The sequence below is a fragment of the Chryseobacterium artocarpi genome, from assembly GCF_001684975.1.
Taxonomy (GTDB): domain Bacteria; phylum Bacteroidota; class Bacteroidia; order Flavobacteriales; family Weeksellaceae; genus Chryseobacterium; species Chryseobacterium artocarpi.
In genome coordinates this window covers 162685-188831 of sequence record NZ_MAYH01000050.1, presented here as the reverse complement: position 1 = coordinate 188831, position 26147 = coordinate 162685, and the positions used below count along the sequence as shown (strand labels likewise).

General features: G+C 34.6%; 26 protein-coding genes. 13 read left to right on the top strand and 13 right to left on the bottom strand.

Annotated elements, in window-relative coordinates; all coding sequences use genetic code 11:
* Positions 1-56 precede the first annotated feature (56 nt).
* Together coaD and BBI01_RS21450 are read right to left on the bottom strand one after the other, a co-directional pair.
* A complete protein-coding gene (gene coaD, locus BBI01_RS21455; protein ID WP_047098871.1) occupies positions 57-521 on the bottom strand; it encodes a pantetheine-phosphate adenylyltransferase in 465 nt (154 codons plus the stop codon).
* A gap of 62 nt (positions 522-583) precedes the next feature.
* Positions 584-1573 (bottom strand): D-alanine--D-alanine ligase, encoded by a 990-nt coding sequence (locus BBI01_RS21450; protein ID WP_065396716.1) that lies wholly within the window; start codon positions 1571-1573, stop codon positions 584-586.
* A gap of 156 nt (positions 1574-1729) precedes the next feature.
* On the opposite strand from BBI01_RS21450, the gene BBI01_RS21445 reads away from it, so the two are divergent.
* The 5 genes from BBI01_RS21445 to murI all read left to right on the top strand — a co-directional run bounded on the left by BBI01_RS21445 (position 1730) and on the right by murI (position 7106).
* A complete protein-coding gene (locus BBI01_RS21445; RefSeq protein WP_065396672.1) occupies positions 1730-2824 on the top strand; it encodes a PASTA domain-containing protein in 1095 nt (364 codons plus the stop codon).
* Between the two features lie 72 nt (positions 2825-2896).
* Complete coding sequence (locus BBI01_RS21440) at positions 2897-3970, top strand: RluA family pseudouridine synthase (RefSeq protein WP_185114370.1); 1074 nt, start codon at positions 2897-2899, stop codon at positions 3968-3970.
* Positions 3971-4021: 51 nt separating this feature from the next.
* Positions 4022-4972 (top strand): PorP/SprF family type IX secretion system membrane protein, encoded by a 951-nt coding sequence (locus BBI01_RS21435; RefSeq protein ID WP_065396671.1) that lies wholly within the window; start codon positions 4022-4024, stop codon positions 4970-4972.
* A 51-nt stretch (positions 4973-5023) separates the two neighbouring features.
* Positions 5024-6148 carry a radical SAM family heme chaperone HemW gene (gene hemW, locus BBI01_RS21430; RefSeq protein ID WP_083190186.1) on the top strand — a complete coding sequence of 375 codons (1125 nt, stop codon included), beginning with the start codon at positions 5024-5026 and terminating at the stop codon, positions 6146-6148.
* 127 nt (positions 6149-6275) lie between these two features.
* Entirely contained in the window at positions 6276-7106 is an 831-nt protein-coding gene (gene murI / locus BBI01_RS21425; RefSeq protein ID WP_065396669.1) for a glutamate racemase, read from the top strand.
* Between the two features lie 183 nt (positions 7107-7289).
* Here murI and BBI01_RS21420 read toward each other — a convergent pair whose 3' ends face one another.
* The gene (locus BBI01_RS21420) at positions 7290-7889 is read right to left on the bottom strand and encodes a nitroreductase family protein (protein WP_065396668.1); all 600 of its coding nucleotides are present in this window, start codon (positions 7887-7889) and stop codon (positions 7290-7292) included.
* An 84-nt stretch (positions 7890-7973) separates the two neighbouring features.
* Here BBI01_RS21420 and BBI01_RS21415 point away from each other — a divergent pair, with 84 nt between their 5' ends.
* Positions 7974-8321 carry a winged helix-turn-helix transcriptional regulator gene (locus BBI01_RS21415; protein WP_065396667.1) on the top strand — a complete coding sequence of 116 codons (348 nt, stop codon included), beginning with the start codon at positions 7974-7976 and terminating at the stop codon, positions 8319-8321.
* Here BBI01_RS21415 and BBI01_RS21410 read toward each other — a convergent pair.
* The 5 genes from BBI01_RS21410 to BBI01_RS21390 form a co-directional block, all read right to left on the bottom strand.
* Positions 8318-8890, bottom strand: coding sequence for an RsmD family RNA methyltransferase (locus BBI01_RS21410; protein ID WP_065396666.1), 573 nt, complete (start codon positions 8888-8890; stop codon positions 8318-8320). The genes BBI01_RS21415 and BBI01_RS21410 overlap by 4 nt on opposite strands.
* A 67-nt stretch (positions 8891-8957) precedes the next feature.
* A complete protein-coding gene (locus BBI01_RS21405) occupies positions 8958-9674 on the bottom strand; it encodes a DUF3822 family protein (RefSeq protein WP_065396665.1) in 717 nt (238 codons plus the stop codon).
* A gap of 18 nt (positions 9675-9692) precedes the next feature.
* Positions 9693-10187: a DUF8465 domain-containing protein gene (locus BBI01_RS21400; protein ID WP_065396664.1), complete on the bottom strand. Its 495-nt coding sequence runs from the start codon at positions 10185-10187 to the stop codon at positions 9693-9695.
* Between the two features lie 45 nt (positions 10188-10232).
* Positions 10233-10730 carry a metallophosphoesterase family protein gene (locus BBI01_RS21395; protein ID WP_065396714.1) on the bottom strand — a complete coding sequence of 166 codons (498 nt, stop codon included), beginning with the start codon at positions 10728-10730 and terminating at the stop codon, positions 10233-10235.
* Positions 10731-10859: 129 nt separating this feature from the next.
* Positions 10860-11324 (bottom strand): hypothetical protein, encoded by a 465-nt coding sequence (locus BBI01_RS21390; RefSeq protein WP_065396663.1) that lies wholly within the window; start codon positions 11322-11324, stop codon positions 10860-10862.
* Between the two features lie 96 nt (positions 11325-11420).
* Here BBI01_RS21390 and BBI01_RS21385 point away from each other — a divergent pair, with 96 nt between their 5' ends.
* The gene (locus BBI01_RS21385) at positions 11421-12965 is read left to right on the top strand and encodes a serine hydrolase (RefSeq protein WP_065396662.1); all 1545 of its coding nucleotides are present in this window, start codon (positions 11421-11423) and stop codon (positions 12963-12965) included.
* Between the two features lie 269 nt (positions 12966-13234).
* On the opposite strand, the gene BBI01_RS21380 is transcribed toward BBI01_RS21385, so the two are convergent.
* On the bottom strand, positions 13235-14119 hold the full coding sequence (locus BBI01_RS21380) for an archaemetzincin (protein WP_065396661.1): 885 nt from the start codon (positions 14117-14119) through the stop codon (positions 13235-13237).
* Positions 14100-14576: a SixA phosphatase family protein gene (locus BBI01_RS21375; RefSeq protein WP_065396660.1), complete on the bottom strand. Its 477-nt coding sequence runs from the start codon at positions 14574-14576 to the stop codon at positions 14100-14102. Before BBI01_RS21375 ends, BBI01_RS21380 begins: the two co-directional genes overlap by 20 nt.
* 115 nt (positions 14577-14691) lie before the next feature.
* On the opposite strand from BBI01_RS21375, the gene ruvX reads away from it, so the two are divergent.
* From ruvX to BBI01_RS21350, 5 genes are all read left to right on the top strand, one after another.
* Complete coding sequence (gene ruvX / locus BBI01_RS21370) at positions 14692-15108, top strand: Holliday junction resolvase RuvX (RefSeq protein ID WP_065396659.1); 417 nt, start codon at positions 14692-14694, stop codon at positions 15106-15108.
* A complete protein-coding gene (gene def / locus BBI01_RS21365) occupies positions 15105-15677 on the top strand; it encodes a peptide deformylase (RefSeq protein WP_065396658.1) in 573 nt (190 codons plus the stop codon). The genes ruvX and def overlap by 4 nt, the downstream gene beginning before the upstream one ends.
* 77 nt (positions 15678-15754) lie before the next feature.
* Positions 15755-16315: a DUF5606 family protein gene (locus BBI01_RS21360; protein ID WP_065396657.1), complete on the top strand. Its 561-nt coding sequence runs from the start codon at positions 15755-15757 to the stop codon at positions 16313-16315.
* A gap of 136 nt (positions 16316-16451) precedes the next feature.
* Positions 16452-17219: a nucleoside triphosphate pyrophosphohydrolase gene (gene mazG / locus BBI01_RS21355; RefSeq protein WP_065396656.1), complete on the top strand. Its 768-nt coding sequence runs from the start codon at positions 16452-16454 to the stop codon at positions 17217-17219.
* Between the two features lie 58 nt (positions 17220-17277).
* On the top strand, positions 17278-18153 hold the full coding sequence (locus BBI01_RS21350) for a hypothetical protein (protein WP_065396655.1): 876 nt from the start codon (positions 17278-17280) through the stop codon (positions 18151-18153).
* A 126-nt stretch (positions 18154-18279) separates the two neighbouring features.
* On the opposite strand, the gene BBI01_RS21345 is transcribed toward BBI01_RS21350, so the two are convergent.
* Together BBI01_RS21345 and BBI01_RS21340 are read right to left on the bottom strand one after the other, a co-directional pair.
* A complete protein-coding gene (locus BBI01_RS21345; protein WP_065396654.1) occupies positions 18280-18756 on the bottom strand; it encodes a hypothetical protein in 477 nt (158 codons plus the stop codon).
* 29 nt (positions 18757-18785) lie between these two features.
* Entirely contained in the window at positions 18786-22505 is a 3720-nt protein-coding gene (locus tag BBI01_RS21340) for a metallophosphoesterase (RefSeq protein WP_065396653.1), read from the bottom strand.
* 26 nt (positions 22506-22531) lie between these two features.
* Here BBI01_RS21340 and BBI01_RS21335 point away from each other — a divergent pair, with 26 nt between their 5' ends.
* On the top strand, positions 22532-23707 hold the full coding sequence (locus BBI01_RS21335) for a Pycsar system effector family protein (protein ID WP_065396652.1): 1176 nt from the start codon (positions 22532-22534) through the stop codon (positions 23705-23707).
* Positions 23708-23804: 97 nt separating this feature from the next.
* Here the strand turns inward: BBI01_RS21335 and BBI01_RS21330 are convergent, their stop codons facing one another.
* On the bottom strand, positions 23805-26117 hold the full coding sequence (locus tag BBI01_RS21330; RefSeq protein ID WP_065396651.1) for a GAF domain-containing protein: 2313 nt from the start codon (positions 26115-26117) through the stop codon (positions 23805-23807).
* Positions 26118-26147 lie beyond the last annotated feature (30 nt).

The window sequence follows — 26147 nt, the reverse complement described above, 5'->3', positions numbered from 1 at the left end:
AATGTAATTTTTTTTCCTGATTTATCGAATTAAAATTTACTTATTACTCATTATTTCTATCTTTCAACCCTCACTGAGTCTGGAACCATCAGTTCGTATTCTCCGCCGTGGGTAATGATTTCCCTTACGATGCTGCTGCTGATAAAGGATTTTCCGGATGAGGTTAATAAAAATACGGTTTCCAGTTTTTTATGAGCAAGAGTTCTGTTGGTATGAGCGATTGCTTTTTCGAATTCAAAATCAGCAGGGTTTCTAAGACCTCTGATGATGTATTGAGCGTTCTTTTCAAAACAATAGTCTACGGTAAGTCCTTCAAATGAATCTACTTCTACATTGGGGAATTCTGCTACGGAGTTTTGAATGAATTCCATTCTTTTTTCAAGAGGAAACATATATTTCTTTTGGGAATTCTGCCCGATAGCAATGATTAATTTATCAAAAAGCGGAGCCGCTCTTTCTATAATATCGTAATGTCCTAAAGTAATTGGGTCAAATGACCCTGGGAAAACAGCAATTTTCATGTTGTATGAGTTATAATTTACGCTATCAATTATTTTGTAACTTAATTTTTAGCTTCTACTATCTATTTTCTTTTATTTAATGCTTTTTCAACTTCATTTCCACAAAGATCCATGATAGAAATTCCGTAATATTTTGCCTGTTGAGGAAGAATACTTGCCGGGGAGAATCCAGGATTGGTATTCATTTCAAGCATATAAGGAATGCCGTTCATCAGGATATATTCACTTCTTGAAAATCCACTCATTCCAAGTGAGTTGTAAGCTCTTTTTGCGATTTCTTCCACTCTTTTTGTGGTTTCTTCATCGATTCTTGCTGGGGTGATTTCTTCAGAAGCTCCTTCATATTTAGCTTCATAATCGAAAAATTCATTCGTAGGAACAATTTCAGTGATTCCCAGAACAATAGTTTCCCCTTTAAAATCGATAACTCCTACGGAAACTTCCATTCCATTTAAGAAACTTTCGATCAAAATTTCATTATCTTCTTTGAAAGCTACTTCTGTAGCGGCGATCAGTTCAGACTTTTCTTTTACCTTCGAAATTCCCAAAGAAGATCCGGATTGATTTGGTTTTACAAATAATGGAAGACCAAGCTCTTCTACGATCGTATCAACATCAATGTTTTCACCTTGTCTTAAATAAATACTTTTTGCGGAAGGAATTCCATATTTTGAAAGGACAGCAAGAGTGTCTTTTTTATTAAATGTAAGAGCGCTTTGGTAAAAATCGCATCCTGTATATTGCTGACCGATTGCGTCCCAATAAGCCTGAAGAATTCCGTTTTCACCAGGAGTTCCGTGGATGATATTGAAGCAGACATCAAATTTTAAAGTATCTCCATTATCTAACGTAACAGAAAAATCTCCTCTGTTGATTTCGTATTTTTTATCATTTTCTCCTAAAAAATACCATTCATCTTTAAGGACTACTACTTTATATACGTCATACAGATTTCTGTCTAAGGAATCATAGATCAACTGTCCGCTTTTTAAGGATACAACATATTCATCAGAATAGCCCCCCATTACTACAGCAACACTTTTTTTGTTCATAACCATATAGTATCAATTGAGGCAAATTTAAACATTTTATGTATTGCAATATGGGAAATCGGGAAATTTTCAAATCAAAAATGAATTGTGTTAAATAAAAAGCGCATTCTAAAATTATTAGCTATATTTGCCGTTGTAATTAAAGTATTTTTAAGTATGCTTAAATCACTTTTCAATTGGAAAGTTTTACTGAATTTAGTAGTGGCTGTCGGTGTTTTCGTGGGTCTTGTATGGCTTACGTTTCGCTGGTTGGAGTACCATACTAATCACGGACAGGAGATCCCTGTTCCCAATGTAGTTAATAAATCTGTGCATGATGCTGTTAAAATTTTAGATGATACAGGTTTGGAATATGAAGTAGACAGCGCCAATTATGACCCGAAATACAGACCATTTCAGGTTTTACAAATCTATCCGGCACCGGGTTCCCGTGTGAAGGATGGAAGAACGGTACGTCTTAAAGTGAACCCTAGAACATGGGCTCAGATTGCTGTTCCGGATGTAATTAATAAGTATTCAGGTCTTGCTTTCCAGAGATTGGATCAGGTAGGTCTTAAAATTGGAGACACTATTTATGAGCCTAGTATTCAAAAGGATGCCCTTTTAAGAATTTTATATAAAGGAAATGCTGTAAATCCGGGTGCCCGTTTACCTAGATTCTCCGTTATTGATGTAGTGGTAGGATCAGGACCAATGAGAAATATCTCAATTCCTAATGTGGTGGGACTTTCTGTAAAAGAAGCCAGAGCTGTCATTACGAAGAGTATGTTTGAAGTAGGATTGGTAGAACACGAAGATGGAGGTAAGGATGAATCTGATATCATTTACTATCAGGATCCTGCTCCGGGAGATGTTCGTGACCAAGGAATGCAGATTGACCTTTGGGCTAGTAAGAGAACTCCAGCAGAGCTTAGAGCAAAAGTAGAACAGCTGAACTCTATTTATCGTATGAAGGTAGATACTTCCTTACCACCTGTACGATATGAGGAAGTTCATAACGAACCTGTGTATGAAGCACCTGTGGTTCCTCCACCGGCTCCAAAAAGAGAAACTCCAAAAGTAGAAGCGCCAAAAACTGAGACTCCTAAACCTCAGTCAACAACTCCTAAGCCTTCGAACTCAGGAACTGAGAAGCCTAAAACTTCTACTAATAATTCTGCTAATGCAGGAAGCGCAGCTAAACCTGCAGCTTCAACCACTACACAACAGCCTGCTCAAAAACCAAAGGCTAAGAAAGTAGTCGTAGAATAAAAACATATTAATATTATAAATACTGGCTTCAACTGCAAATGTTGAAGCCTTTTGTGTAAAAAAATAAATACAATGTCAGAAGATAACGAAGATTTTTTAGACGAAGAATTATTGGATTCCAATAGTATTGATAACATCGATATTGATGAGGAAAATAAAGGTTTATATGAACATCTTAATATCACTGTAGATCCTGGACAGGAGTCATTAAGAATTGATAAATTTCTTTTAATACATCGCCAGAATTCTTCAAGGAATAAAATTTCTCAAACCTGTAGGGCTGGAAACGTTATAGTGAATGGTACTGCCGTAAAGCAGAATTACCGAGTGAAACCTGGAGATAAGATCTCTATATTGCTAACCCGTCCGCCAAGGGAAAATGTGATTATTCCACAGGATATCCCTATAAATATCGTTTATGAAGATGATGATCTGGTAGTAGTAGATAAAGAACCGGGAATGGTAGTTCATCCGGGACACGGGAATTGGGATGGTACATTGGTAAATGCTTTAGCATATCATTTTGAAAAGAACGGACAAAAGTCAGATCTTGACAGGGTAGGACTTGTTCACAGGATTGATAAAGATACTTCTGGTCTTCTGGTGATTGCTAAAAATGAGTATGCATTAAGTTTTCTTGCAAAACAGTTTTTCAACCGAACGACTAAAAGACTGTATTGGGCTTTTGTATGGGGAAATCCTAAGGATGAAGAAGGAACGATTAGAGGACATATTGGAAGACATCCTAAAAACAGAATGCAGATGTCTGTTTACGAAGATGGAAGCCAGGGAAAACATGCCGTTACTCACTATAAAGTGTTGGAAAGATTCAAATATATGACCTGGGTGGAATGTAAGCTTGAAACCGGTAGAACACACCAGATCAGGGCTCATTTCAAACATATCGGGCATACTTTATTCAATGATGAGAGGTATGAAGGGCATACTCCTTTAAGAGGAGTGAATCTTCCAAAATACAAACAATTTATTAAAAATGTCTTTGAAATTTTGCCAAGACATGCTTTGCATGCACATACCCTTGGATTTATACACCCAACAACAAAAAAGGAATTATATTTTGAAAGCCCAATGCCCAAAGATATGGCGGATGCTGTAAAAAAATGGAGAAATTATTTGGAAAACTAAAAATATATTGAGATTTTTTTTATATTTGTTGAATTGAAATCAAGATTTGTTATGAGAAAACTATATGCTATCGTATGTTTAGCTCTTTTGTCAAATGCATACAAAGCACAAGAATCACTACCATATTATCAACAGTATCTTTTGGATGGTGATTTCCTGTTCAACCCAGCTCAGTACGGTAAAACAGACTACGTACAGCTCAATGCCATTTATCAAAAGCAATTTTCAAAATTCAGCGAATCCCCGAACGTACAATCAGTGGGAATCAATGCTAATATATTCGATAGAGTAGGTGCCGGTCTTACAGTATTCAGAGACAGTAACGGAGCAGAATCTTCTGGCGGTGTTACAGCAGGTGCTTCATACTTTATTCCACTAAGTAGTGAGGGAGACAGAAAAGATCAATTCTCTTTCGGTACCAGTGTAAGTTTTTACAACAGAAATTTTGATTACTCAAAAATCAATACTGAAGAACAGAATGACCCACTATTAGTAGGAAAAGAAAGTAATATTTTCATGGCATATGCAAACTTCGGTTTAGCGGCTACTTATAGAAACCTATTTGCAGGAGTTTCCGTAAACGATATTGCTTTAGGTAACGATAAACCTATTGTAAACGGATACGAGCCTTCTCCGATTAAGTTCTTCTTAAATTTAGGATATAACTGGCATATTGCTGATAACATCATGTTGACTCCGGCTGCGATGATCAACCTGAATACAAACTCAACAAGAGTAATGGATTATAACCTAATGGCTACATTCTCTAATGATATCAACGCATTCTCTTTTGGGGTAAGCTATAGAGCTGCTCAAAACAGATTCGACAGCCAGCAGTTGGAAATTGCTCCAATTGTAAAAGTAAGATTCAACAAGTTCATGATTGGTGCTACTTACAACCTTGGATTATCTGATATTCAGAAATATGGAGGAAACAGTTTCATGATTGGTCTTGGTTATAACTTCGATAACTTTATTAATGTTAGAGGATATAGATATTAATCAATTTAATTTAAATAAATTTGAGCTCTGAATTTTTTCAGGGCTTTTTTTATGATATATATTCACATTCCATTCTGTAAGCAGAAATGCAGCTATTGTAACTTTCACTTTTCAACGTCGCTTAATTTTAAGGACGAAATGCTTCGCGCGATGAAAGCAGAAATACAGCTCAGAAAAGGTGAATTACAAAATAAAAACCTGAAATCTTTATACTTTGGCGGCGGAACACCGTCTATTCTTTCAGTGGACGAGATCAATTCTTTAATAGATGAAGTTCTGCATCATTTTAGTTTTGAAAAAGATATTGAAATTACTTTGGAAGCGAATCCGGATGATCTGGATAAGAATTTCCTAAAACAACTTGCCGGAACCCCTGTAAACCGCCTATCGATCGGTACTCAAAGTTTTTTTGAAGAAGATTTGAAATTAATGAATCGTGCCCATACAGCCTCGGAAGCAGAAGGATCAATAAAGCGAGCTCAGGATTTTGGATTTGAGAACCTGAGTATTGATTTAATTTATGGTTCACCTACATCCAATCTTGAGATCTGGAAGGAAAACTTACACAAAACGATAGCATTGGAAGTGCCTCATATTTCCTCTTATGCTTTGACGGTTGAGCCTAAAACAGCTTTAGAAAACTGGATTTCAAAAGGAAAAGTGAAAAGTCCGAGAGAAGAGGAGCAGAACAGAGAATTTTATTATTTATCAGACTTCTTAAAAGATAATGGTTTTGAGCATTATGAAGTTTCAAATTTTGCCAAACCTGGTTTCTATTCCAGACACAATTCCGCTTATTGGAAGTATCAGGAATATCTTGGAATAGGTCCATCTGCACATTCCTATAACGGATTGGATGTGAGAAGCTGGAATGTTGCCAATAATCAGCAGTACATTAAAAAGCTTAATGAAAAGCTTTTAGCCAAAGAAGAAGAAATTCTTTCTCCGGAAGACCAATTTAATGAAATGATTATGATTGGCTTAAGAACGATTTGGGGAGTAGGCATGAAAAGTTTGAAAGAGAAATTTAATGACAGATTTCTTGAGCATTTTAATAATGAAACGAAACAGAAAATTGCAGACGGAATTCTGATTGTTGAAAATGATCATTTAAAAATTCCTGAAAAACATTGGTTCATGGCGGACGGAATTGCTTCTGATTTATTTTTAGTTTAATTCTCATATTATATATTATAACTTAACGTAAGTACTTTGTAGTAGTTTTAAGAATGTTGTATTAAATAATATAATACAATGTAAATACAACGTAAATTCATTAATTTTGTATAAAATTTCAGTTCATTTGAAAACTAAAAAACAAGATTATTCGCATCTTTCACCCAGCCAGCCTATCGGTATTTTTGATAGTGGGGTAGGAGGACTTACTGTTGCCAAAGAGATTAAAAGACTTCTTCCCAATGAAGACCTGATTTATTTTGGAGATACAAAGCACCTTCCATATGGCGAAAAATCAAAAGACGCGATTATAGAATATTCTACAAAAATCACGAATTTCCTGCTGGAGCAGAACTGTAAAGCGATTGTAATTGCCTGTAATACCGCTACTGCAAATGCTTTAAATGAAGTGATGCAATCTGTTGCGGGAAGAGTTCCTGTTATTGACGTGATCAACCCTGTGGCAGAAAAGGTTTCCTACGAAATCCATAATAATGTTGGAGTGATCGCTACGAAAGCTACAGTGAATTCCGGACTTTATAAAAAAAGCATCCGAAAGCATAATAAATGGATTAAAGTGGATGAATTAGCAACTCCTTTACTGGTTCCAGCCATTGAAGAAGGATTTAAGAACCATCCGATAACACATGCTATTATTTACAATTATTTGAGTAATAATAAACTTAAAAATATTGAAACATTGATTTTGGGATGTACCCATTATCCGCTGTTAATTGATGAAATTAAGCAGTACTATGGAAACAGAGTTCGTGTTATAGATTCTCCTAATATTGTTGCCAACCATCTGAAGATTATTCTGGATAAATATAACCTTCTGAATGACAATAATTCAAAACCGAATTACCATTTCTATCTTTCCGATCTTACCAAAAACTTTGAGAAGATCTCTAAGAAGTTTTTCGGTAAAACCATAGATTTAGAACTTAAAGTATTATAAATAAAAGTCTGCTTCGAATCGAGGCAGACTTTTTTCTTTCCTTTGTCATTGCGAGTGAAGCTAAACAATCTCAAAAACATCAACACGCAAATTATGCAGAAGGTATAAGTTTTTATTTTCCACAGATCTCATAGATATTTGTGACTATTTGTGAGAGAATTCGTGCAATTTGTGTTTAAAAAACTATACTTCCAAGATTACTTTCTCAGCTTTCAATCTTGATTTTGGGTTGAATTTCGGTTGATTAGCATCAGAATCTAATTTCTCTCCGATTGCTACAGCAAATAACGTTTCATACTTGTCATTTTTCAGGATTTCATCATATTGTTCCGGCTCTATTCCTTCCATAGGAGTAGAATCTATGCCCATGTCAGCACAAGCAGAAAGAAGTACTCCCAGTGATAAATACACCTGATGTCCAAGCCATGATTTTACAGACTCATTACCTTTAGGTTTTACTCTTGTTTTGTAATAATTAACAGCGCCTTCCGGTAAGTTTTCTTCAATTTGTTTTTCAAAATCTTCAGGATTTTTAAGAACTTGGAATATAATGAGATGGCTGCAATCCAATACTTTCTCTTTATTGATGAAAGAAACTTCTGCGAGCTGATCCTTCAGTTCACCACGATTTACAAAGATAAAATTCCATGGTTGGCTATTGATGGAAGAAGGACTAAGGTTCAGAATTTCTTTCAGTTGAGAAATTTGTTCTTCATTGATGTTTCCTTGTGGGTTATACTTTTTCACAGTATACCTTGTTTTCATTTTGTCTAAAAAGTTCATAATTTTATACTATCATTTTTATAGTTACAAAATTAATTTAAGTTTGTTAACTTTGCAATAACGGTAAAAAAGGATAGTATAAAAATGTATATCATAGACAACAAATCTTACCCATGCTGCACAAGTGTAACCATGAGGTTCATAGGAGGAAAATGGAAGGCAGTAATTTTGCACCATCTTATCAATGGTGCAAAAAGATATAATGAATTGAGGAAAGTTATTCCTACAATTACGGAAAGGACATTGAGTCTTCAGCTTAAACAACTGGAAGAAGATAATATTATAGACAGAAAAGTATATACAGAAAAACCTCCTTTGATGGTAGAATATACTTTAACGGATTTTGGAAAAACATTGCTCCCGGTATTGGAAGCTATTACCCAGTGGGGAATTGCAGCTCCTGCAAATTCAAAAAAAATAATCAAGAACTAAAGTTCCTGATTATCTTCTTTATTGGGTTCAAAAAAACTGAAACTTACGTTTCCGTATTTTCTGGTGTCTACTAAATTTGGATGCTCAAGTTTCATACGGCTTTGATGTTCTACAATAAGAACTCCATTTTCCTTTAAGTATTTGTTATTTAAAACTAAGGAAATTAGCTCGTAATATTTCTTTTCTTCCATTTCAAAAGGAGCATCAGAAAAAACAATCTCAAAGGATTTTTTGTTTCTGAACTTTTTAAGCCAATCAAATACATCGCCTCTCTGTACATTGATCTGAAGAGCCATATCCAATTCGGATGCTGTAGAATTGATGAAAGCAGTATGTTTTGGATTCATCTCTACAGAAGTTATATTCTGACATCCTCTGGAAGCAAACTCCAAAGTAATAGAACCGATTCCTGCAAAAAGATCCAATACTGAAATGGATTGCATATCGTATTTGTTTTCCAAAATACTGAATAAAGCTTCCTTGGCAAAATCCGTTGTAGGTCTTACATCAAAGTTTTTGGGAGCGGCAATTTTTTTGGCTTTCCATTTGCCGGATATTATTCTGAACATATTTTTGTTAGGGTTTAGGGACTAGATTATAGGAAGCAGATCATTAAGATAAGCTGTAGCCTACAATCTAATTAAGTATAAAATTCTTATTAGGAATATTGTCAAAAACAATTTTTAGATTCTTTACAAACTTTTGAAGTTCGGAAATGAATGTTTCATTCTCTGTAGTTTCTCCATAAGCATAGAAACTTGTTTCATTGATTCCAAAACCGATCTTGCTCAGTGTAAACATCACAAAGTAAAGGAAATCAACTTCAGAATTCACATCCAGGTTGTTGTAAAGAATAATCTTTTTGTTGTCTATGGCAAAAAACTCACATTGATTATGATAAAGGTTAATGTGAATTTCCTTATTATTTTTATTATTGAGAGAGCTCAGAAACTTTTCTCCGGAAAAATTAAAATGTACCGGGATAGCAAGTTCCTTGATCTTCTTGTAATAGTTTTTTGGGAAAGTATAATAAAACTGAATATTAAATTTTTTGTTGATGGATAACATCAGTTCCTCTTTCTCTCTATCAGCCGGAGCATTGAAAGAAATTAAGTCAAATCCGGCATCATGCTCAGAAAAACCTTCTGGCATCAGGGTAAAATGATTCAGTGCGGAGATCACCTGAATTTCATCAAAGCGTTGCTTGATAAGAACTTCATCCAGCTGTTCCTCAATTAGGTTAGCGGGTGTTTCTTCAGTCACAAAATAAGATTTCTCTTCCAGAATGCTTTTGTTTTTAACAATCTGATAGATCAATCCGTCTTTGGTAAAAAGTAAATTAAGTACGTTCATATTTCTGTTCCTGCAAATTTAGTGAAATTCTACCATTACCGCACCCGATTGATGGTGAAGTATTTCCTTATTATAAAAATCAATATTGACCTGGCTTTCCAATACATCCCTAACCATTCTCTGAAGCGTACCATCACCAATTCCGTGAACGATCTCCAGCCTTTTCAGATTATTCTTTCGGCAGAACTCAATGACTTCAATCAGTTTTTCCTTTTGAATAAATAATCTTTCAAAGCTATCATAGTCATTAGGATTCTTTACCAAATTATGAAAATGAAGATCCAAAACCAAATGATTTTTCTGATGTTTTTTTGAAATGATCTTTTTAGGCTCGGCTTTTCTTTCTATTCTTATGTTTTCGTAGAAATCAACATTCTTGGGAACCAGCTTTTCTTTCGGATATTGATGAGTAAATCCGTATTCGTCCTTAAAAACCACAATATTTCCTTTCACGGAAGTTACCACTCCGCTTAAATCTTCATCTACTACAGAAACTGTATCCCCAATTTTCATATTTTTTTAACGAATGCTTTTTATTGATCAGTCATATTGCTTTATTTATACTCTCGGTCCCAATTCTATTACCTCAAGATCCTTTATTTCCTCGCCATCCACTACAAAACGCATCATCGTTCTCACTTTATGCCATCCCTGCTTTCCACAAGCTCCGGGGTTTAGGTGTAACAGACTGTTTTTTTCATCATACATAGCCTTTAAAATATGAGAATGTCCGGAAATAAATAACTTCGGAGATTTTTCAGCAATTTCCTTTTTCGTTAAAGGTGTATATTTTCCTGGATATCCTCCGATGTGAATCATCAACACTTCAAGGTTTTCACAAATAAAACGGTTGACCTCCGGAAACTCAGCACGTATTTTTGCATTATCAATATTTCCGTAAACTCCTTTTAAAGGTTTAATCTTTTCAAGCTGTTCAATCACATCTACACTTCCAAAGTCTCCACAATGCCAGATTTCATCAGCCTGAGAAGCATATTCCAGGATTCTTTCATCAATATAAGAATGAGAATCAGAAAGGAGAAGAATTTTTGTCATGAGCGTTTCAGTAATATTGGGTTGATTGGTAATAATCTTTATTGCCACTTTTCAGATTGCAAATATAGCGAAGCTTTGACAAAAAATATTTTTTGACAATTAAGGAAGTTGAAGAAGTCTTTAAAAAAATTAGTAAGAAATATCTTTCGTTCTGCGTATAGAATCAAGTTTTTTTTCAATATCTGCACTGAAAACTTTCTTTAATTTCAGTTCATGACTGTTCAGTTTTGAAATAATAAAAGTCCCGGTCATACTTGTATTTGACGAGAATGAAATTGCAATTGTAGAATCTGAAACTTTTTTCCAGCTGCCAAGATAACGTTCGGGTTTGGGTGTTTTGCTAGGCAAATCAGTTTTAATGTCATATCCACTGGTGGCTTTGCTTAGATTGCCTGTAACTTTACCGTTTTTATTAAATTTTATACCTGGAGTTTTTGTATCAAACGAATCCTGTACTTCATACGTGTAAATATAAGTGTCTAGTTTATTAAGTTTCCAGTTTTGTAGAAGAAGAGGATTAGACGTTCTGTCCTGGCTTTTAACAAAACCGATTGAAAAAATAGAGAACAGGACGGCATACATAGGTTTTTTCATAGAAAATAAACGATTGACAGGAAATGTAGGTAAACTTTTACGATTGGCAAAATTAAGATCATCAATATTTACTAAATTTGGGAAAATTAAAAAGTAATGAAGCAGAAACTTTCTTTTTTCATGTTTCTTTTAACCGTAGGAATAGCAAATGCTCAGGTTGAAGAAAAAAAACTGGATGAATTGATCCAAAATACTCTGAAAACTTTTGATGTTCCCGGAATGTCAGTAGGAATTGTAAAAGATGGTAAAGTAACCTATTCTAAAGGCTTTGGAGTACGTTCTCTTACTACAAAACAGGCAATGGATGATAATACGCTTGTGGGAATTGCTTCCAATTCAAAAGGGTTTACGTGTGTGGCATTGGCAATTCTTGCAGATGAAGGAAAGTTGAACTGGGATGATAAAGTTTCAAAATATATTCCTGAATTCCAGATGTATGATCCCTATGTTTCCCAAAATGTAACGGTAAAGGACCTTATTACACATAGGGCAGGGCTAGGATTAGGACAAGGAGATCTTATGTTTTTTCCTGAAGGCGGAAACTTAAGTGTTAATGATATTGTTCACAATGTAAGGTATCTGAAACCGGAAAACCCTTTCAGAACGACTTTAGATTATAATAATATTATGTTTATCGTTGCCGGAGAAGTTATCCACAGAATTTCCGGTTTGACTTGGGCTGAATTTATCGAACAGAAAATTATGAAGCCTGTAGGAATGACATCGAGTTTTGGAAGCTACAACAGAGCTAAAAATGCAGCCAATAAAATTGATGCTCATGCTCCGGTAGACGGAAAAGCAATTGCTGTACCTCACGACTGGAACGAAACAGCCAATGCAGCGGGCGGAATAATGAGTAATATCAAAGATATGACAACCTGGGCAGAATGTCTGTTGAATAATTTTACAACCAAAGACGGCAAAAAATTAGTTTCAGATAAGAATGTTCAACAGCTTTGGAGCTTGCAGATTCCGGATAGAGTTGCGGCAAAAAATCCATATGATACAAGTTTCTACGGATATGGTCTAGGCTGGTTCCTTAGCGATGTAAAAGGACATAAACAAGTACAGCATACAGGAGGATTAATAGGAACTGTTACTCAGTTTACTTTAATTCCTGATCTTAAATTGGGGATTGTGGTATTAACGAATCAACAGTCAGGAGCAGCATTCAATACCATTACGAATACAGTTAAAGATTCTTATCTTGGAGTAGCAGATAGAAACTGGCTGAAAACATATGGAGACAGAATGACTAAAATAAATGCTGACTATGATAAACAAAAGAAAGAAGCATTTACAAAATCTGAAACATTTAAGAAAGAGAAAGGGCTTCAGCCAAAAGCTGAACAGTTTACTGGAACCTACAATGATACCTGGTTTGGAGATGTTGATATAGCACAACAGGGAAATACTTACAGAATTTCATGTAAAAATTCACCGAGATTAAAAGGAGAATTGCTTCCTTATTCTAATAATTCATTCATCATTAAGTGGGACGACAGAAGTTATGATGCCGATGCTTACATTATCTTCGATTTTGATGAGAACGGAAAAGCTCAATCTGCAAGGTTGAAAGCAATTTCAGATGTTACGGATTTCAGTTTTGATTTTGATGATCTGGATCTGAGAAGGAAATAAAAATGCAAAAATTGGAATAACAAAATATACTTTATGAAGAACGGACACAAGTCCGTTCTTTTTTTGTGATGTTCACAGATGATGAGAAATTTTATGGCAAAAAATTATATATAAATTGTATCAATAGGAACGGGATTTAGCCCGTTATCAAATAAAAATTATAATCAATTGGCTTTAGCCGAAACTGAAGTGAACCACCCCGTCAAAAAATATATTTTTTGCCACCCCTCCGAAGGAGGGGAATATGGGTTTGTAAAATAAAATTTGGTTTACTGAACGAGGTTAAGATCCTGTTCAGCACGTGAAATTTCAGAATTGAGGTGATGTTTTTCAAAAAAACTTTTTAGTTCAAGTAAACGTTTTTTATTATCATAAGGAATACTTGAATTCAGTTTTCTTTGGCAGAGTGAGCATGCTCTTGCATAATGAAAGTCTGTTTCCTGAAGGGTATTGGTTCCATTCATTACGCAGTTGGCATTAAGGCAATGACTGATTCCAAACATATGCCCAATTTCATGAGAACCTATTTTCATTAATCTGATAAGGCTTTTATTAAAATTGGATTCAGTTAAGCTACCATTTGAAAATCGGTATATAGATGTTACACCCACGCCATTCTCATAAGAGGCAAGTCCGAACACATAGTTCCATTCTGGTCTTGGAAATAAATCTTTTTCTGTAATTCCCATTAATACGACAGCATCTTTTGGCTTTCTTTTCATCAGAATACTGTCCAATACATATCCAGCCAATATTTGCTCATGCTCATCTTTTATCCTTCTTATAGATTTAGGAAAAATACTATTAGATAACGTTGGTAAAATTTTCGTTTCTAACTGGAAATATATTTTTAAATATTCCTGTGTAAGTTTGATCTCGTTTTTCTGAAGATTGCTAAACTCTCCTATGGGTTGAAGGTAAATTATATTTTTTCCTGTTTCAGGTTTTATTTTCTTTACCTTTTGAAAGTCCTCAAACTTTTGGAATTTTTCATCATGATCATACCTCCAGCTTCCTGGTTTTGGATTGGATAGTTTTACATCATTGAGTGCAATCGTTTCAAAATAAGTTCTTTCCTTTTTCTGACATGAAAAGAAAGTAAAAATTATAGCATAAAATATAATTGTAGTGAAACTAGATTTTCCCTGGCTCATAAAAGAAAAGGAGTTTTTTTCTGGCTCCGTCAAATTCAGCCCAGGAATTGCAGTCTACTTCAAAACCGGCTACACCACACGTCGGAAAATGAAAAATATCCTCAGAAATAGAATTAGCAAAATTGGAAATTCCATTATTATGAGAGAAAAGAGCAACTGAGCTCAAATTATCATCCAGGTCATAGATTACAGATTCAAAATTGCTTTCCGAAGGATTATAAAGTTTTTCATCAGTAGAGCAGTTCAGCTGATAGGTCTGATTAAAAATTTTACAGGTATTCAAAGCACGTACTGCCGGGCTTGATACAAAATGATCAATGGAAATATTATTATTTTTCAGGAATCTGGACATGTTCATAGCATCCTCCAGTCCTTTGTCTGCCAAGGGTCTGTCAAAGTCCTCCGTTTCTTCCGGCCAGTCGCTTTTTGCATGTCTTACGAGGATGAGTCTCTTCATATATTTGTTTTTTGGAAGATTAAAATTATAAAAAAAATAATGGAATAAAACATGATTTGGAGAAAAAAACTGCGTTATGAATAAAATCAGTAAATTTTACTAAATTTGCAGACTTATGGGACAAATCCTTGCAATAGACTACGGAAAAGCACGTTGTGGTATCGCTGCAACAGACGATATGCAGATCATCGCCAGTGGATTGGAGACTGTAGAGAACCGTAACTTGATGGAATTTTTGAAAAAATATTTCAACGAAAATAAGGTAGATGAAGTAGTGATTGGGCTTCCCATAGACCTGAAAGGAAATATTTCAGAGGTGGAAACTGATATTTTAAAGTTTATTGAAGAGTTTAAAAAAGAATTTTCAGATATTACTGTCCATCGTTTTGATGAAAGATTTACTTCCAAAATGGCTTCATTCTTTATTTCCCAAAGTGGGAAAAATAAGAAGAAAAGACAGGAAAAAGGATTAATAGATAAAGTAAGTGCAACGATCATATTGCAGAATTTTTTAGAACAAAGATTAAGATGATATTACCAATAAGAGCTTTTGGAGATCCTGTTTTGAGAAAAGTAGGGAAAGATATAGAAAAAGACTATCCCGAATTACAGGAACTGATAGATAACATGTTCGAAACGATGTACAGCGCGAACGGAATAGGTCTTGCAGCGCCTCAGATCGGTTTGGATATCCGTCTGTTTGTAATAGATGTGACTCCTCTTGCAGAAGATGAGGATTATGAAGACATTAAAGATGAGCTTGCAGAGTTCAAAAAAGTATTCATCAACGCCAGAATTTTAGAAGAATCCGGCGAAGAATGGAAGTTCAATGAAGGTTGCCTCTCTATTCCGGATGTAAGAGAAGACGTGAAAAGAAAGGGTACAATCGTTATTGAATATTATGACGAAAATTTTGTGAAACATACAGAAACTTTTTCCGATATTAGAGCCCGCGTAATTCAGCATGAATATGATCACATTGAAGGAGTACTTTTCACTGATCACTTAAGTGCTTTGAAGAAAAAGCTGGTAAAAGGAAAACTTACGAAAATCACTCAGGGTGATGTAAGCATTGGTTACAAAATGAGATTTCCAAAATAATTTAAATAAGGATTAAAAAAGAATAATAAAACGCAATAAGCCACGAGCCGATTGCAGAAATTACAAAAAATAAAATTATGCTGTTAGAAAAAATAATTTCAATTTCTGGAAAACCAGGACTTTACAAATTAGTTTCTCAATTAAGAAACGGATTCATCATTGAAGATGTTACCAATAAGAAAAAAGTAAGCATTGGAAACTCTAGCCAGGTAAGCTTATTAGACAATATCGCAATGTTTACATTTGATAAGGAAGTTCCTTTGTTCGAAGTTTTTGAAAATATTGCTAAAAACAACGAGTACAAAGAAACGATTTCTCACAAATCTACTGATGCTGAGTTGAAAGACTTTATGTTAACTTCACTTCCTAACTACGATACTGAAAGAGTATATTCTTCAGACATCAAGAAATTAGCTCAGTGGTATAACATCCTTCACAAAGCTGGGTACATCACTCCGGAAAGCTTCGTAAAAGCAGAGCCTGAAACTTTAGAAGGTGAGCCAGCTAAAGAAGAAGTAAGTGTAGAAAAAGAAGCTAAAAAAGCAGCTCCTAAAGCGGAAAAGCCTGCAGCTCCAAAAGTAAAAGCTACTTCAGCAGCAAAAGCAGCTCCTAAAAGTACTCATACTAAAAAAGGATAATTCATTTTTGAATTTACAATACAAAACCTTTCAGTTCGTTCGCTGGAAGGTTTTTTTATGCTGTGAGGTTGAAATGATTGTATAGCAAGAATGCCGGAAACAATTCTTAAATTTGTAAGACTTGAATTCTCAAATTATGAATACAAAACAGGAGAAACTAGAAGCATTCGGAAGGTTGTTGGATATTATGGATGATCTGCGTGAGAAATGCCCGTGGGATCAGAAACAGACGTTGCAGTCATTGAGGCATCTTACCCTTGAAGAAACTTATGAATTGTCTGATGCTATTTTACAGGAAGATTTACAGGAAATCAAAAAAGAATTAGGTGATGTTTTGCTTCATCTGGTTTTTTATTCTAAAATAGGTTCTGAAAAAGAAAGCTTTGATATAGCAGATGTTATTAATTCTCTTAATGAAAAACTCATCTTCCGTCATCCGCATATTTATGGTGATACTGAAGTGAAAGATGAAGAAGAAGTAAAGCAGAACTGGGAAAAGCTGAAATTAAAAGAAGGAAATAAATCTATTCTTGGAGGTGTTCCGAAAAGTTTACCAAGCCTGGTCAAAGCTTACAGAATTCAGGATAAGGTGAAAGGAATCGGCTTTGAGTTTCACGATGCAGAAGATGCGTGGAAAAAAGTAGATGAAGAAATCCAGGAATTTCATGCTGAAACAGACCTGGATAAAAAAGAACAGGAGCTGGGAGATGTATTTTTTTCATTGATTAATTATGCAAGAATCTCCGGAATTAACCCGGACTCCGCCCTGGAAAGAACAAACCTGAAGTTTATTTCAAGATTTCAAAAAATGGAAGGGCTTGCTGAAGAACAAAATGCTAAGCTGGCGGATATGACGCTGGAAGAAATGGATGTTCTTTGGGAAAAAGCAAAACAATTACAATAGTTTCTTAATAGGAACAATTAATGCTTCTTATTTTCAGTTTAAATTAAAACCACAACACATGCTAAGACTTCTTATACTACCTCTATTTTTATTAAGCTGTAACCCTAAAGCTCAAAATTCACCTGCGTCAGGAGATGATCTGCAACTGCAATTTTCTTTACCTAAAAAGCTAAAGGAAGTTTCTGGTATTACTTTATCAAAAGATAAAAAAACGATCTGGGTAATAGAGGACAGAGGAAATAAAAATGCAATTTATGGTCTTAATGAAAAAGGAGAAATGCTTGCCAAAGTGCCCGTAGAAAACGCTGAAAATACAGATTGGGAAGATATTATTTCTGATGTACAGGGAAATATTTATATCGGAGATTTTGGTAATAATGATAATAACAGACAGGATCTTGCTATTTTGAAAACTGATCTGAAAGATGCTGCTCAAGCAACCACAAAAGTTATTCAGACAACTAAATTTCATTATGAAGGGCAAACAGAGTTTCCACCAAAAAAATCAAATCTTCTATACGATTGTGAAGGTTTTGTAGAAATGGATGGCAATTTTTACCTGTTTACAAAAAACAGAAGTAAAGGTTTTGACGGAACATTCCTGGTGTTTAAAGTTCCTAACAAAGAAGGTGCTTTTGAAGCAAAGTTGATTGGGAAATTAAAGCTTCAGGGTGGATACAATGATGCAGCGATTACTTCTGCTACAATTAACAGTACAAAAGATAAGATTGTATTACTGACCCATAAAAATGTACATGTTCTTACAGGATTTACTCCTGATAACTTCAATACAGCAAATATTGAGAAAATCTCATTGAATCATAACTCTCAAAAAGAAGCCATTGTATTCTTCGATGATAAAACGTTAATGATTGCTGACGAGAAAGGAAAAGAGGAAGGCGGAAATGTGTATAAATTTTTACTAAACCAGTAAAAAATGCTTGGCTTCAATTCGTCAATGAACTTATAGTTATACTGCAATTGACCAGGTTATACTTTCTTATTTCATTATAATAAAAGATAAAACCACAGAACATTCTGTGGTTTTTTTATGCTGAAATTAAAATTTTCTTTTCTGAACTTTCTTCAATGGCTGAATTGAATTATACAATTCCTCAAGTTCTTTAGGTGGTTTCCCAGAATCAAAGCTTGCTGAGGTGTAAGTTGTACCATTACTGGTGATGATAATAGTCGCTATCAGAGCTCGATCCGTATATCTGTCTGTAGTAGGAGACTGAAGTGTGGAGATTTTAGATAAATCTATTGCTTCTGCCTGTTTTGTGATTTTTCCCCATTCGGATGCAGACATTGGGGAATTGCTTTCCTCACCATTATAGGAGCTTAGTTTAGATGAGGGAGTGTAAGTAATAATGGTATTACTTCCTCTTGTCTGTTCTGTTAATTGTATTTTCTCAATTTTACTCTGTTGTGAGGATGCTACCGTTTTTGGAGAAGCACTTTCATTTTTACTCTGATGATTACAATTAATATTGATTAACAGAAAAATAAAACTGATCGGTAAGATGGGACTTTTCATTTTTTATTATGTTTGATATTGGTGTTCATTTAAAACTTCATTCCTACACCGGCAGATATTCTTCCGCCATCTGCGCCATAGAAATAATTTAATCTTGCAGACATCATTTCCACGATGCTCAGCCATACTCCGGCTCCTACAGATTGGTGCCATTTTCTTGAGTCTTCTCCGTCATTCCATACACGTCCGATATCGTAGCCTACAAGAATTCCCATATTGGCTGGAACGATATTATTTCTAACTCTTCCAAAATCCCATCGTATTTCAGAATTATTGACGAAGTATGATCTTCCTGAGAATCTTTCATTTCGGAAGGCTCTCATTCCGTTGTTACCACCAATAGCTGCCGCCTGATAGAATTCAAAATTATGATTATTGATCCACATGGCATTGCTGGCATTGGCAAATACAAAAATTCCTTTCTTATCAATTCTATGATCAATTGCCAATCGACCTTTCAGAGTCAGGAAGTTTCTGTTGAAATTTGAGAACGTAGCTTTCCAGTCTGCATTTAACATTAATTCCATTCCTAAGGTAGGAAAAGCGACGTTATCTGCATTTTTATAGCTGAATGTATAGTTGGCTCCTAAAAATTGCTGACTGTCGAAAACTTCAGGTCGTACATCAGGCGACTGATTGATAAATCTGCCGTCTTTTCGCTGTACTTTATTATCTTCAAAAGTAAGCTGAATCTGGTGATTGAAATTCATCCATGTTTTCTGAGAAATGGATGGAGCAACATTGAATTTGGAAATCCTTGCTCTGTTGTATTCTCTTTCCGTATTTTCTTTATCATAAACACTTTCGTTGGAAAGTCCAAAGAAGTTCTGGGAAAACCTCGGAGTCGTATAAGCTGCATCTAAGTTAAAATCCCATCCAGAAATAGCTTTCTTGAAAATTCCCTTATAAACAAGACTGAAACCTGCTGTAGCAGTATAAAAATTAGCTTTTAAACTATGTTTTTGAGTAAAGGGATCACGGATGAAATTGTTAACTGTATAATTGACAAGCATTCCCAGGATTACTCCGTCATCGGGGTTGTAATCTGCGTTGGGATAACCTGCTACAGCATTGTATTTCGGATGCTTATAATTATAAGTGTTGATTTCATAATCGTCCGAAATATTTTTAGTTGCATTACCAGCTTCTCTATATGTGTTTTTCTGAGAAGCAAAATCATAAATTTTTACTTTTCTGCCATCTTCAACTTTATAAACATCATGATTATTTCCTCCAATTAGACGGATGTTCATTTTAGGTCTTCCGATTCCTACTACTTCATAGACATCATCATCTTCAAGACCGTAGATCCAAAGTTCTTTTGTTTTTGAATCATGATAGGTTTTATCAAAAACAAGCTCATTTTTATCCTTATTTTTTCCTAATTTATATTGTTGTACCTGTACAGAGTGTCCTTTTTTGGTAATGACGAATTTATCAGGATTTATAGTCCCGGCTAAAGGTACTTTTTCCTGTAATACATTGTAATAATCGGTAGCGTATTTCTGTAGTTTTGTTTTTCTTAATTTCAGTTTTCTTTGAATATCTGCAATTGTTTCGTCCTGTACTTCTTTTGGAAGATTATGGAATGTATCATCAATATCCGCATCTGTTAAATGCTCCTGAATGTATTTTGCCTGGGTCTCCCATTCTTCCTGTGTAGAACCTTTTAAGAATACCAGATCCATTGGATATGGTTCCATAGCCAGCCATTTTACACTGCTGATGTCATCTGTAAAGGTTTTCATATGTCGAATTGCAGGAACATTCATAATCAGCCTAAATGCAGCTCCGTCATATTTACTGAATGCCTGATCTCTGTCTTTAGGGATTGGTTTGTAGATAATTTTATCTCCATCTTCATATTCTGCCCATTTCCATTGATCGGAATGTCTGTCCCAGTCACCAATCAGCATATCAAAAAGTCTTGCTCTGATATAGGATTCCTTATCCACAGAATATTTGGTGTTCTTGCTGAGGTTTTTCAGAACATCATCTGTTGAAAGAATATCTTTGGCATTATTCAGATAAGCAAGTGTTTTCGGATCCGATGAGAAACGTTCTTCTATCATATACATTTCATCACCGTAATTTTGATTATATCGGTCTAAAGTCTTTTGTTTAGGAATATAATACAGTTTCGGATTACTGTGAAAAATGTTTAGTTTTTCCGCCATATTTCCAACTGAAAACGGAGTGAACGGGTGATTGGTCGTATAAAAATCCAAAAGGAATTTTTCAGGGAATGTATCCGTAAGTTCTTCTCCGAAAGTACTCTTTGTGAAAGCCATATTGTTAAGGAATCTTACGGCACTCTTTTTTACTCCGCGCATCACAAATTCCTGCCCGTCCGGGGCTAATAACCTTAAACTGTTCGATTGGTTTCCACCGCCTTCCCTAAATGGAATATAACCTCCATTAAGTTCGGAAAGATTGGCTATAGGAGCTTCAATAGGAATTCCGTAATACTTCCTGTAATGTTCTCCCCATAACCATCGGTAAACACCTCCTTTTTGGGTAAGCTGAACCGGGTAGATGCTTGATGAGAAGGTTGAAGGAAATGTATTAGGAAAATTATTTACAAATACATCCGGTTTGGAAATCACAGAAATCTGAGTCAGTTTTTTTAATTCTTCATTTTTTGTAGAGAAATATTCTACATCAGTACTCTGGTCTTTTCTTATATTCAAAACAGCAAAACCATTTCCACCGTAAGAGAAATCTGTTTTTTCTGCAATGGTAGACGGATCTGTTTTTGAACCAGCTCCACTAATGATTTGTCTGATATTTCCATCTTCATGATATTGTAAATTATGGTCATGTCCGGAAACAAAAATAATATTTTCTTTATCCTGAACTAAACTTTTTAGTCTATTGGCAAGATCGGCATAGTGTGGATTGTTGAGGTCCGCCGGGCTTATTCCTGAAGAGCTTCGAAGGATATTGATCATACTTGCGACAACAGGTACCGGAACTTTACTTTTGAGTGGGAAAAGATGTGACTTTGCAGAATGAAATCCGGCATGCGTTCCACTGCTTATGATAGGATGATGAAGAGCAACTATAATTCTCTTACCCTGATTTTTAATGATAAGATCTTTAAATTCCGTAAAGAAATCTTCACGGGTTTTGATATTACAGTTTTTATTGATTCCAGGGTAATTATCCCAATTGGCAATAACCCATTCCGTATCAATAGCAATTAACTTAATATCTTTGGTAATGTTGATATCATCAATTGGACAGCCGTTTTTGGGAAGGAAAGCTTTTTTATCATCAAAATATTTTTTCACGAATGCTTCCTGTGCATTTAACCTATCCAAGCCATTATACCAATCATGATTTCCAGGGATTACAAGGGTTTTCCCTTTAAAATTTTTGGTAATAGAAAGTTGATTTTCGAGTTTTTGTTTTGCTAACTCATAATCTTTGTCTGTTTCTTTAGGCATTCCGTTGGGATAAATATTATCACCCAGAAAGATCAGCATAGAATTGCTGTCGGCAGAATCCAGTTTGCCTTTCAACAGATTTAATGTTTTTTGTGCCTGTGGTTCATCCGCGTTTCCGGCATCCCCGATCAGGAAAATTTTAAAGTCATTTTCAGATTTTATCTCGGAATCTTTTACTTCGAATAAGTTTTTGCCCTTTTGTACGTTATATGTTGCACAGGAATACATTACTCCGGCGGACATGACTGTTCTCAGAACAATAGAAGTATTTTTTAGATGAGTTTTAAAGGATAAATTCATAAATTTACATTAACAAAAATTCAGGAATGAACATTCTAGACAAAGCTAAAAATTATGTTGAAACCTTATTCAAAGATAAGTTATCTTCAGTATATTTTTATCATAATTTTATTCATACTGCCTATACGGTCAATAAGGCTGAGGAAATCATGAAGAACACGCCTGTTTCTAAAGAGGATCAGGAGAAAGTTCTTGTAGCGTTATGGTTTCATGATACCGGGTATATAGAATGTGCCCAGAATCATGAAGAAAGAAGCGTGGAAATTATGAAAGGCTTTTTACAACAGGAAAACTATCAGGAAAGCTATATTTCAGATGTAGAAAAACTGATTCTTGCGACTAAAATTACCTACGAACCTCAGAATTTATTGGAAAAAATTGTGAAAGATGCTGACTTCAGTCATTTTGCAGGACACGATTATAATGATATTTCAGATTGCCTGAGAAAAGAGTGGGAGCTTACCAACGTAAAATGTTTTTCTAATGATGAATGGAATGCCGGAAATCTTGATATGCTGAAAAACAAGCATCATTTTTACACAGATTATGCAAAGGAAAACTGGGAGCCTTTGAAAAAGAAAAATATCAAGAAAATTGAAAAAAAATTAATGAAAGAAGAGGAAAAGAAAGACAGCTCCGATAGTAAATCCGATAACAAAAAAGATAAAGAGAAATCGGACAGAAGTGTAGATACTCTTTTCAGAGTTACGCTTAACAATCACACAAGATTAAGTGATATTGCGGACAGTAAAGCTAATATTCTGTTGTCTGTAAATGCAATCATTATTTCGGTTTGTCTTTCTGTATTGGTTCCTAAGCTTGATGCTCCGAAAAATTCACACCTTATTCTTCCGAGTTTTATATTGTTATTATCAAGTGTTTTGACCATTATATTTGCAATTTTATCCACAAAACCGAATGTAACTAAAACAACATTTACTTCTCAGGATATCGCCAACAGAAAGGTAAATCTTTTATTCTTCGGAAATTTCCAACAAATGCTGTTTGATGATTATCATAATGCAATGAAAGACCTGATCAAGGATAGAGACTATATTTATGATTCTATGGTGAAGGATTTGTATTATCTAGGAAAAGTTTTAGATAGAAAATATAAACTGTTATCAATTACTTATAAAATCTTTATGGCAGGGATTATTATTTCCGTATTGTCTTTTGGATTTGCTTTTCTAAGCCTTTAATTGAAAAAAACATAAAATAGAGCTGCTTCTGATAGGATTAAATAAAACTTACTCGAAGCAGTTTTTTTGTACGATAAAGTTTGGATTAGTTAATTGTTCAGGATTGATCCTGACATAATGAAACTCTCAGCGCCAACAATCCCGTTATTCCCTGTAGATCTTCAACTTTAAGGAATTCTACATCATGTTCCAGAATACCTTTCTTTTGAAGTTTTGTAATGTATTCCAGGTATTCCTTCTGGTTTTCCATTCCGAAATAAACGATGGTGATCTTGCCAGGAGCAGTGATGCGCTCCGAAGAGTCTTTAATATGAGCTTTATCGAGACGTTTTTTGATAATCTCATAGTAAGAATTATAAGCTCCGTCTACATCAAAGCGTTTTTCATCCATTCTGAAACGGATGTCTATTTTCTCATTGTAAACAAAAATAAGAGAGGCAATATCCAACTGGATAGGGAGATCTTTTTTGAAAGATTGGAATTCAAGTTCCATTTTGCAGATGGTTTTCAACTGCCAGTATCTTAGCTTGTGAACAACTTTTGAAGTGTAATGTAAGTCTGGAGTAATCGTGTGCCCGATATAAAGATTATGCTCTACACCATCAGACTTGAATCTTTCATAGTAATGTGGAAAAATCTGTTGAGCCTTAATCTGGCTTTCATCCAACATATCAGCCAGCTTTCTGTTGACTAAAGTGATGGAATTATCAAGATCTTTTCGGTGATTATAGAATAAGTCGGTTTGTGTCAATACGAGTGCAAAGTAATTTTGAATCATATATTTAATGTCCTTTGACGTTCGTATCTCCAGTTTCCCCTGTAAAAAAGGATGTATTTCCTCTCTCAATAATCTTTGAAAGCGTTGTTCAGTATCTGCTTTAATTTCATGATTCAGCTCATTCTCGAAAACTTCAAGGGCAAGAAGGTATTTTTCTGAATCAGAATTCGTTAATGTCAGAATATTTTTAAGCCATTCAATTTGTTGATTAATGTCTTGAAGCATCAGATTGAAACGTTTTTCAGAAGAAGAACGGATGTCTGAAACTCCAAACAAAGGCGTAAGATTTTTAAATGAAATTTCCTTTAAGGTATATATTTTTTTACCAAGTGATGCGGTGAAGTATTTTTCAGCTTCATTCCTGAATTTCCATACAACACTGTTGTGAATAGAGGTGTATTCACGTTGGATAATAGCTTCAATCTGATAATTTTTCTCAAAACTGAATCTGTTAAGTGAAAATAACATCATATCAGTGAAAAACTCCATTTTTTTGAGCTTTAAACCATTGAAACTTCCGACAACAGGTGAGGTAAATTCCATGATGGCAAGAAGTTCATTATCCTGCATGATAGGAATTACCATAAAGCTATTAATATTATTATCCTTTAAAATACTGAAAGAGGAAAGCTGCTTAATATTTTCATCCAGATTATCCACATTGGAAATCACAATTGGTTTGGAATTATGGCTTAAGTTATTGAAAGTCGTTCTACGAATTTCTTCATCAAAAGTATTGATCCAAAAGTCAAGAATATGATTGGTGAAAACGTTTTCGTAGATAGGAACTTTTTCCAGCTTCTGATCTTTTTTGTTGAAGAGCATCAAACCAAAATTCAGTTCAGAAACATCAAAGTAAGACTTAAAGATTTCGATGAGATTTTCATCAGGAGTCAGATTTTCAAGATCAATTTTGATCATGCTTGATTTCAGATCAGATAATGCTACTTCAGAGGTGCAATCAACTAAAGAAATAATAGTAAAACCTTTTAAAATCCATGCCTCAGAGGGAAAATACTTTTTCCATAGTTTGGCATCGTCCATGTTCTCCAGCAGCATGTCTAAAACATCATCTGTCGGAATTTTAGATCTTTCGGTAGGAAAAATCTCAGTAAAATCAGAGTTTACCGTGATTTTATAATGTTTCATGATTCCGTTCTTATTCGGAATATCAAAATAAAGCGGAATGGTTGTTCTGATATCTTTCTTGAAATAATTTTGCAAAATAAGGCAACAACAGAATATGTACATTTCGTCATCGTCTATGTTTCTAATTTCTATTTCAAAGTCTTTTCCGGCATCTTTAAGAATGCTTTTAAACCGTTCAGTATAATTAAAAGTAATATTTGAAAACGGAATACTAGCAGCTTTGATTTCATTATGAGTAAGTCCGGTTGGGAAGAGATCAGCAAGTAAAAGTCTGATGAGTTCTTCATTTTTTTCTAATAACGAAATATCCTGAAAGCCTTCTTTCAGTTCCTGGAAATTTTTGGTTTTTTCTATCAGGGATTCTACATAATTGACACGATATTCCAGACGATCATTATAGCGGATGTGTTCCAAAACATCCAAATACTTTTTGAATGAGATGAAAATCTTAAAGGGAGCGTCTTTTTTGTAGAAATTTGCCAACAACTGAAATTTAGAGTAAAGTTATAAAAA

Coding starts and splice junctions, on each gene's coding strand:
- coaD (WP_047098871.1), bottom strand. CDS start 521: ATGAAAATTGCTGTTTTCCCAGGGTCATTTGACCCAATTACTTTAGGA.
- BBI01_RS21450 (WP_065396716.1), bottom strand. CDS start 1,573: ATGAACAAAAAAAGTGTTGCTGTAGTAATGGGGGGCTATTCTGATGAA.
- BBI01_RS21445 (WP_065396672.1), top strand. CDS start 1,730: ATGCTTAAATCACTTTTCAATTGGAAAGTTTTACTGAATTTAGTAGTG.
- BBI01_RS21440 (WP_185114370.1), top strand. CDS start 2,897: ATGTCAGAAGATAACGAAGATTTTTTAGACGAAGAATTATTGGATTCC.
- BBI01_RS21435 (WP_065396671.1), top strand. CDS start 4,022: ATGAGAAAACTATATGCTATCGTATGTTTAGCTCTTTTGTCAAATGCA.
- hemW (WP_083190186.1), top strand. CDS start 5,024: ATGATATATATTCACATTCCATTCTGTAAGCAGAAATGCAGCTATTGT.
- BBI01_RS21420 (WP_065396668.1), bottom strand. CDS start 7,889: ATGAACTTTTTAGACAAAATGAAAACAAGGTATACTGTGAAAAAGTAT.
- BBI01_RS21415 (WP_065396667.1), top strand. CDS start 7,974: ATGTATATCATAGACAACAAATCTTACCCATGCTGCACAAGTGTAACC.
- BBI01_RS21410 (WP_065396666.1), bottom strand. CDS start 8,890: ATGTTCAGAATAATATCCGGCAAATGGAAAGCCAAAAAAATTGCCGCT.
- BBI01_RS21405 (WP_065396665.1), bottom strand. CDS start 9,674: ATGAACGTACTTAATTTACTTTTTACCAAAGACGGATTGATCTATCAG.
- BBI01_RS21400 (WP_065396664.1), bottom strand. CDS start 10,187: ATGAAAATTGGGGATACAGTTTCTGTAGTAGATGAAGATTTAAGCGGA.
- BBI01_RS21395 (WP_065396714.1), bottom strand. CDS start 10,730: ATGACAAAAATTCTTCTCCTTTCTGATTCTCATTCTTATATTGATGAA.
- BBI01_RS21390 (WP_065396663.1), bottom strand. CDS start 11,324: ATGAAAAAACCTATGTATGCCGTCCTGTTCTCTATTTTTTCAATCGGT.
- BBI01_RS21385 (WP_065396662.1), top strand. CDS start 11,421: ATGAAGCAGAAACTTTCTTTTTTCATGTTTCTTTTAACCGTAGGAATA.
- BBI01_RS21380 (WP_065396661.1), bottom strand. CDS start 14,119: ATGAGCCAGGGAAAATCTAGTTTCACTACAATTATATTTTATGCTATA.
- BBI01_RS21375 (WP_065396660.1), bottom strand. CDS start 14,576: ATGAAGAGACTCATCCTCGTAAGACATGCAAAAAGCGACTGGCCGGAA.
- ruvX (WP_065396659.1), top strand. CDS start 14,692: ATGGGACAAATCCTTGCAATAGACTACGGAAAAGCACGTTGTGGTATC.
- def (WP_065396658.1), top strand. CDS start 15,105: ATGATATTACCAATAAGAGCTTTTGGAGATCCTGTTTTGAGAAAAGTA.
- BBI01_RS21360 (WP_065396657.1), top strand. CDS start 15,755: ATGCTGTTAGAAAAAATAATTTCAATTTCTGGAAAACCAGGACTTTAC.
- mazG (WP_065396656.1), top strand. CDS start 16,452: ATGAATACAAAACAGGAGAAACTAGAAGCATTCGGAAGGTTGTTGGAT.
- BBI01_RS21350 (WP_065396655.1), top strand. CDS start 17,278: ATGCTAAGACTTCTTATACTACCTCTATTTTTATTAAGCTGTAACCCT.
- BBI01_RS21345 (WP_065396654.1), bottom strand. CDS start 18,756: ATGAAAAGTCCCATCTTACCGATCAGTTTTATTTTTCTGTTAATCAAT.
- BBI01_RS21340 (WP_065396653.1), bottom strand. CDS start 22,505: ATGAATTTATCCTTTAAAACTCATCTAAAAAATACTTCTATTGTTCTG.
- BBI01_RS21335 (WP_065396652.1), top strand. CDS start 22,532: ATGAACATTCTAGACAAAGCTAAAAATTATGTTGAAACCTTATTCAAA.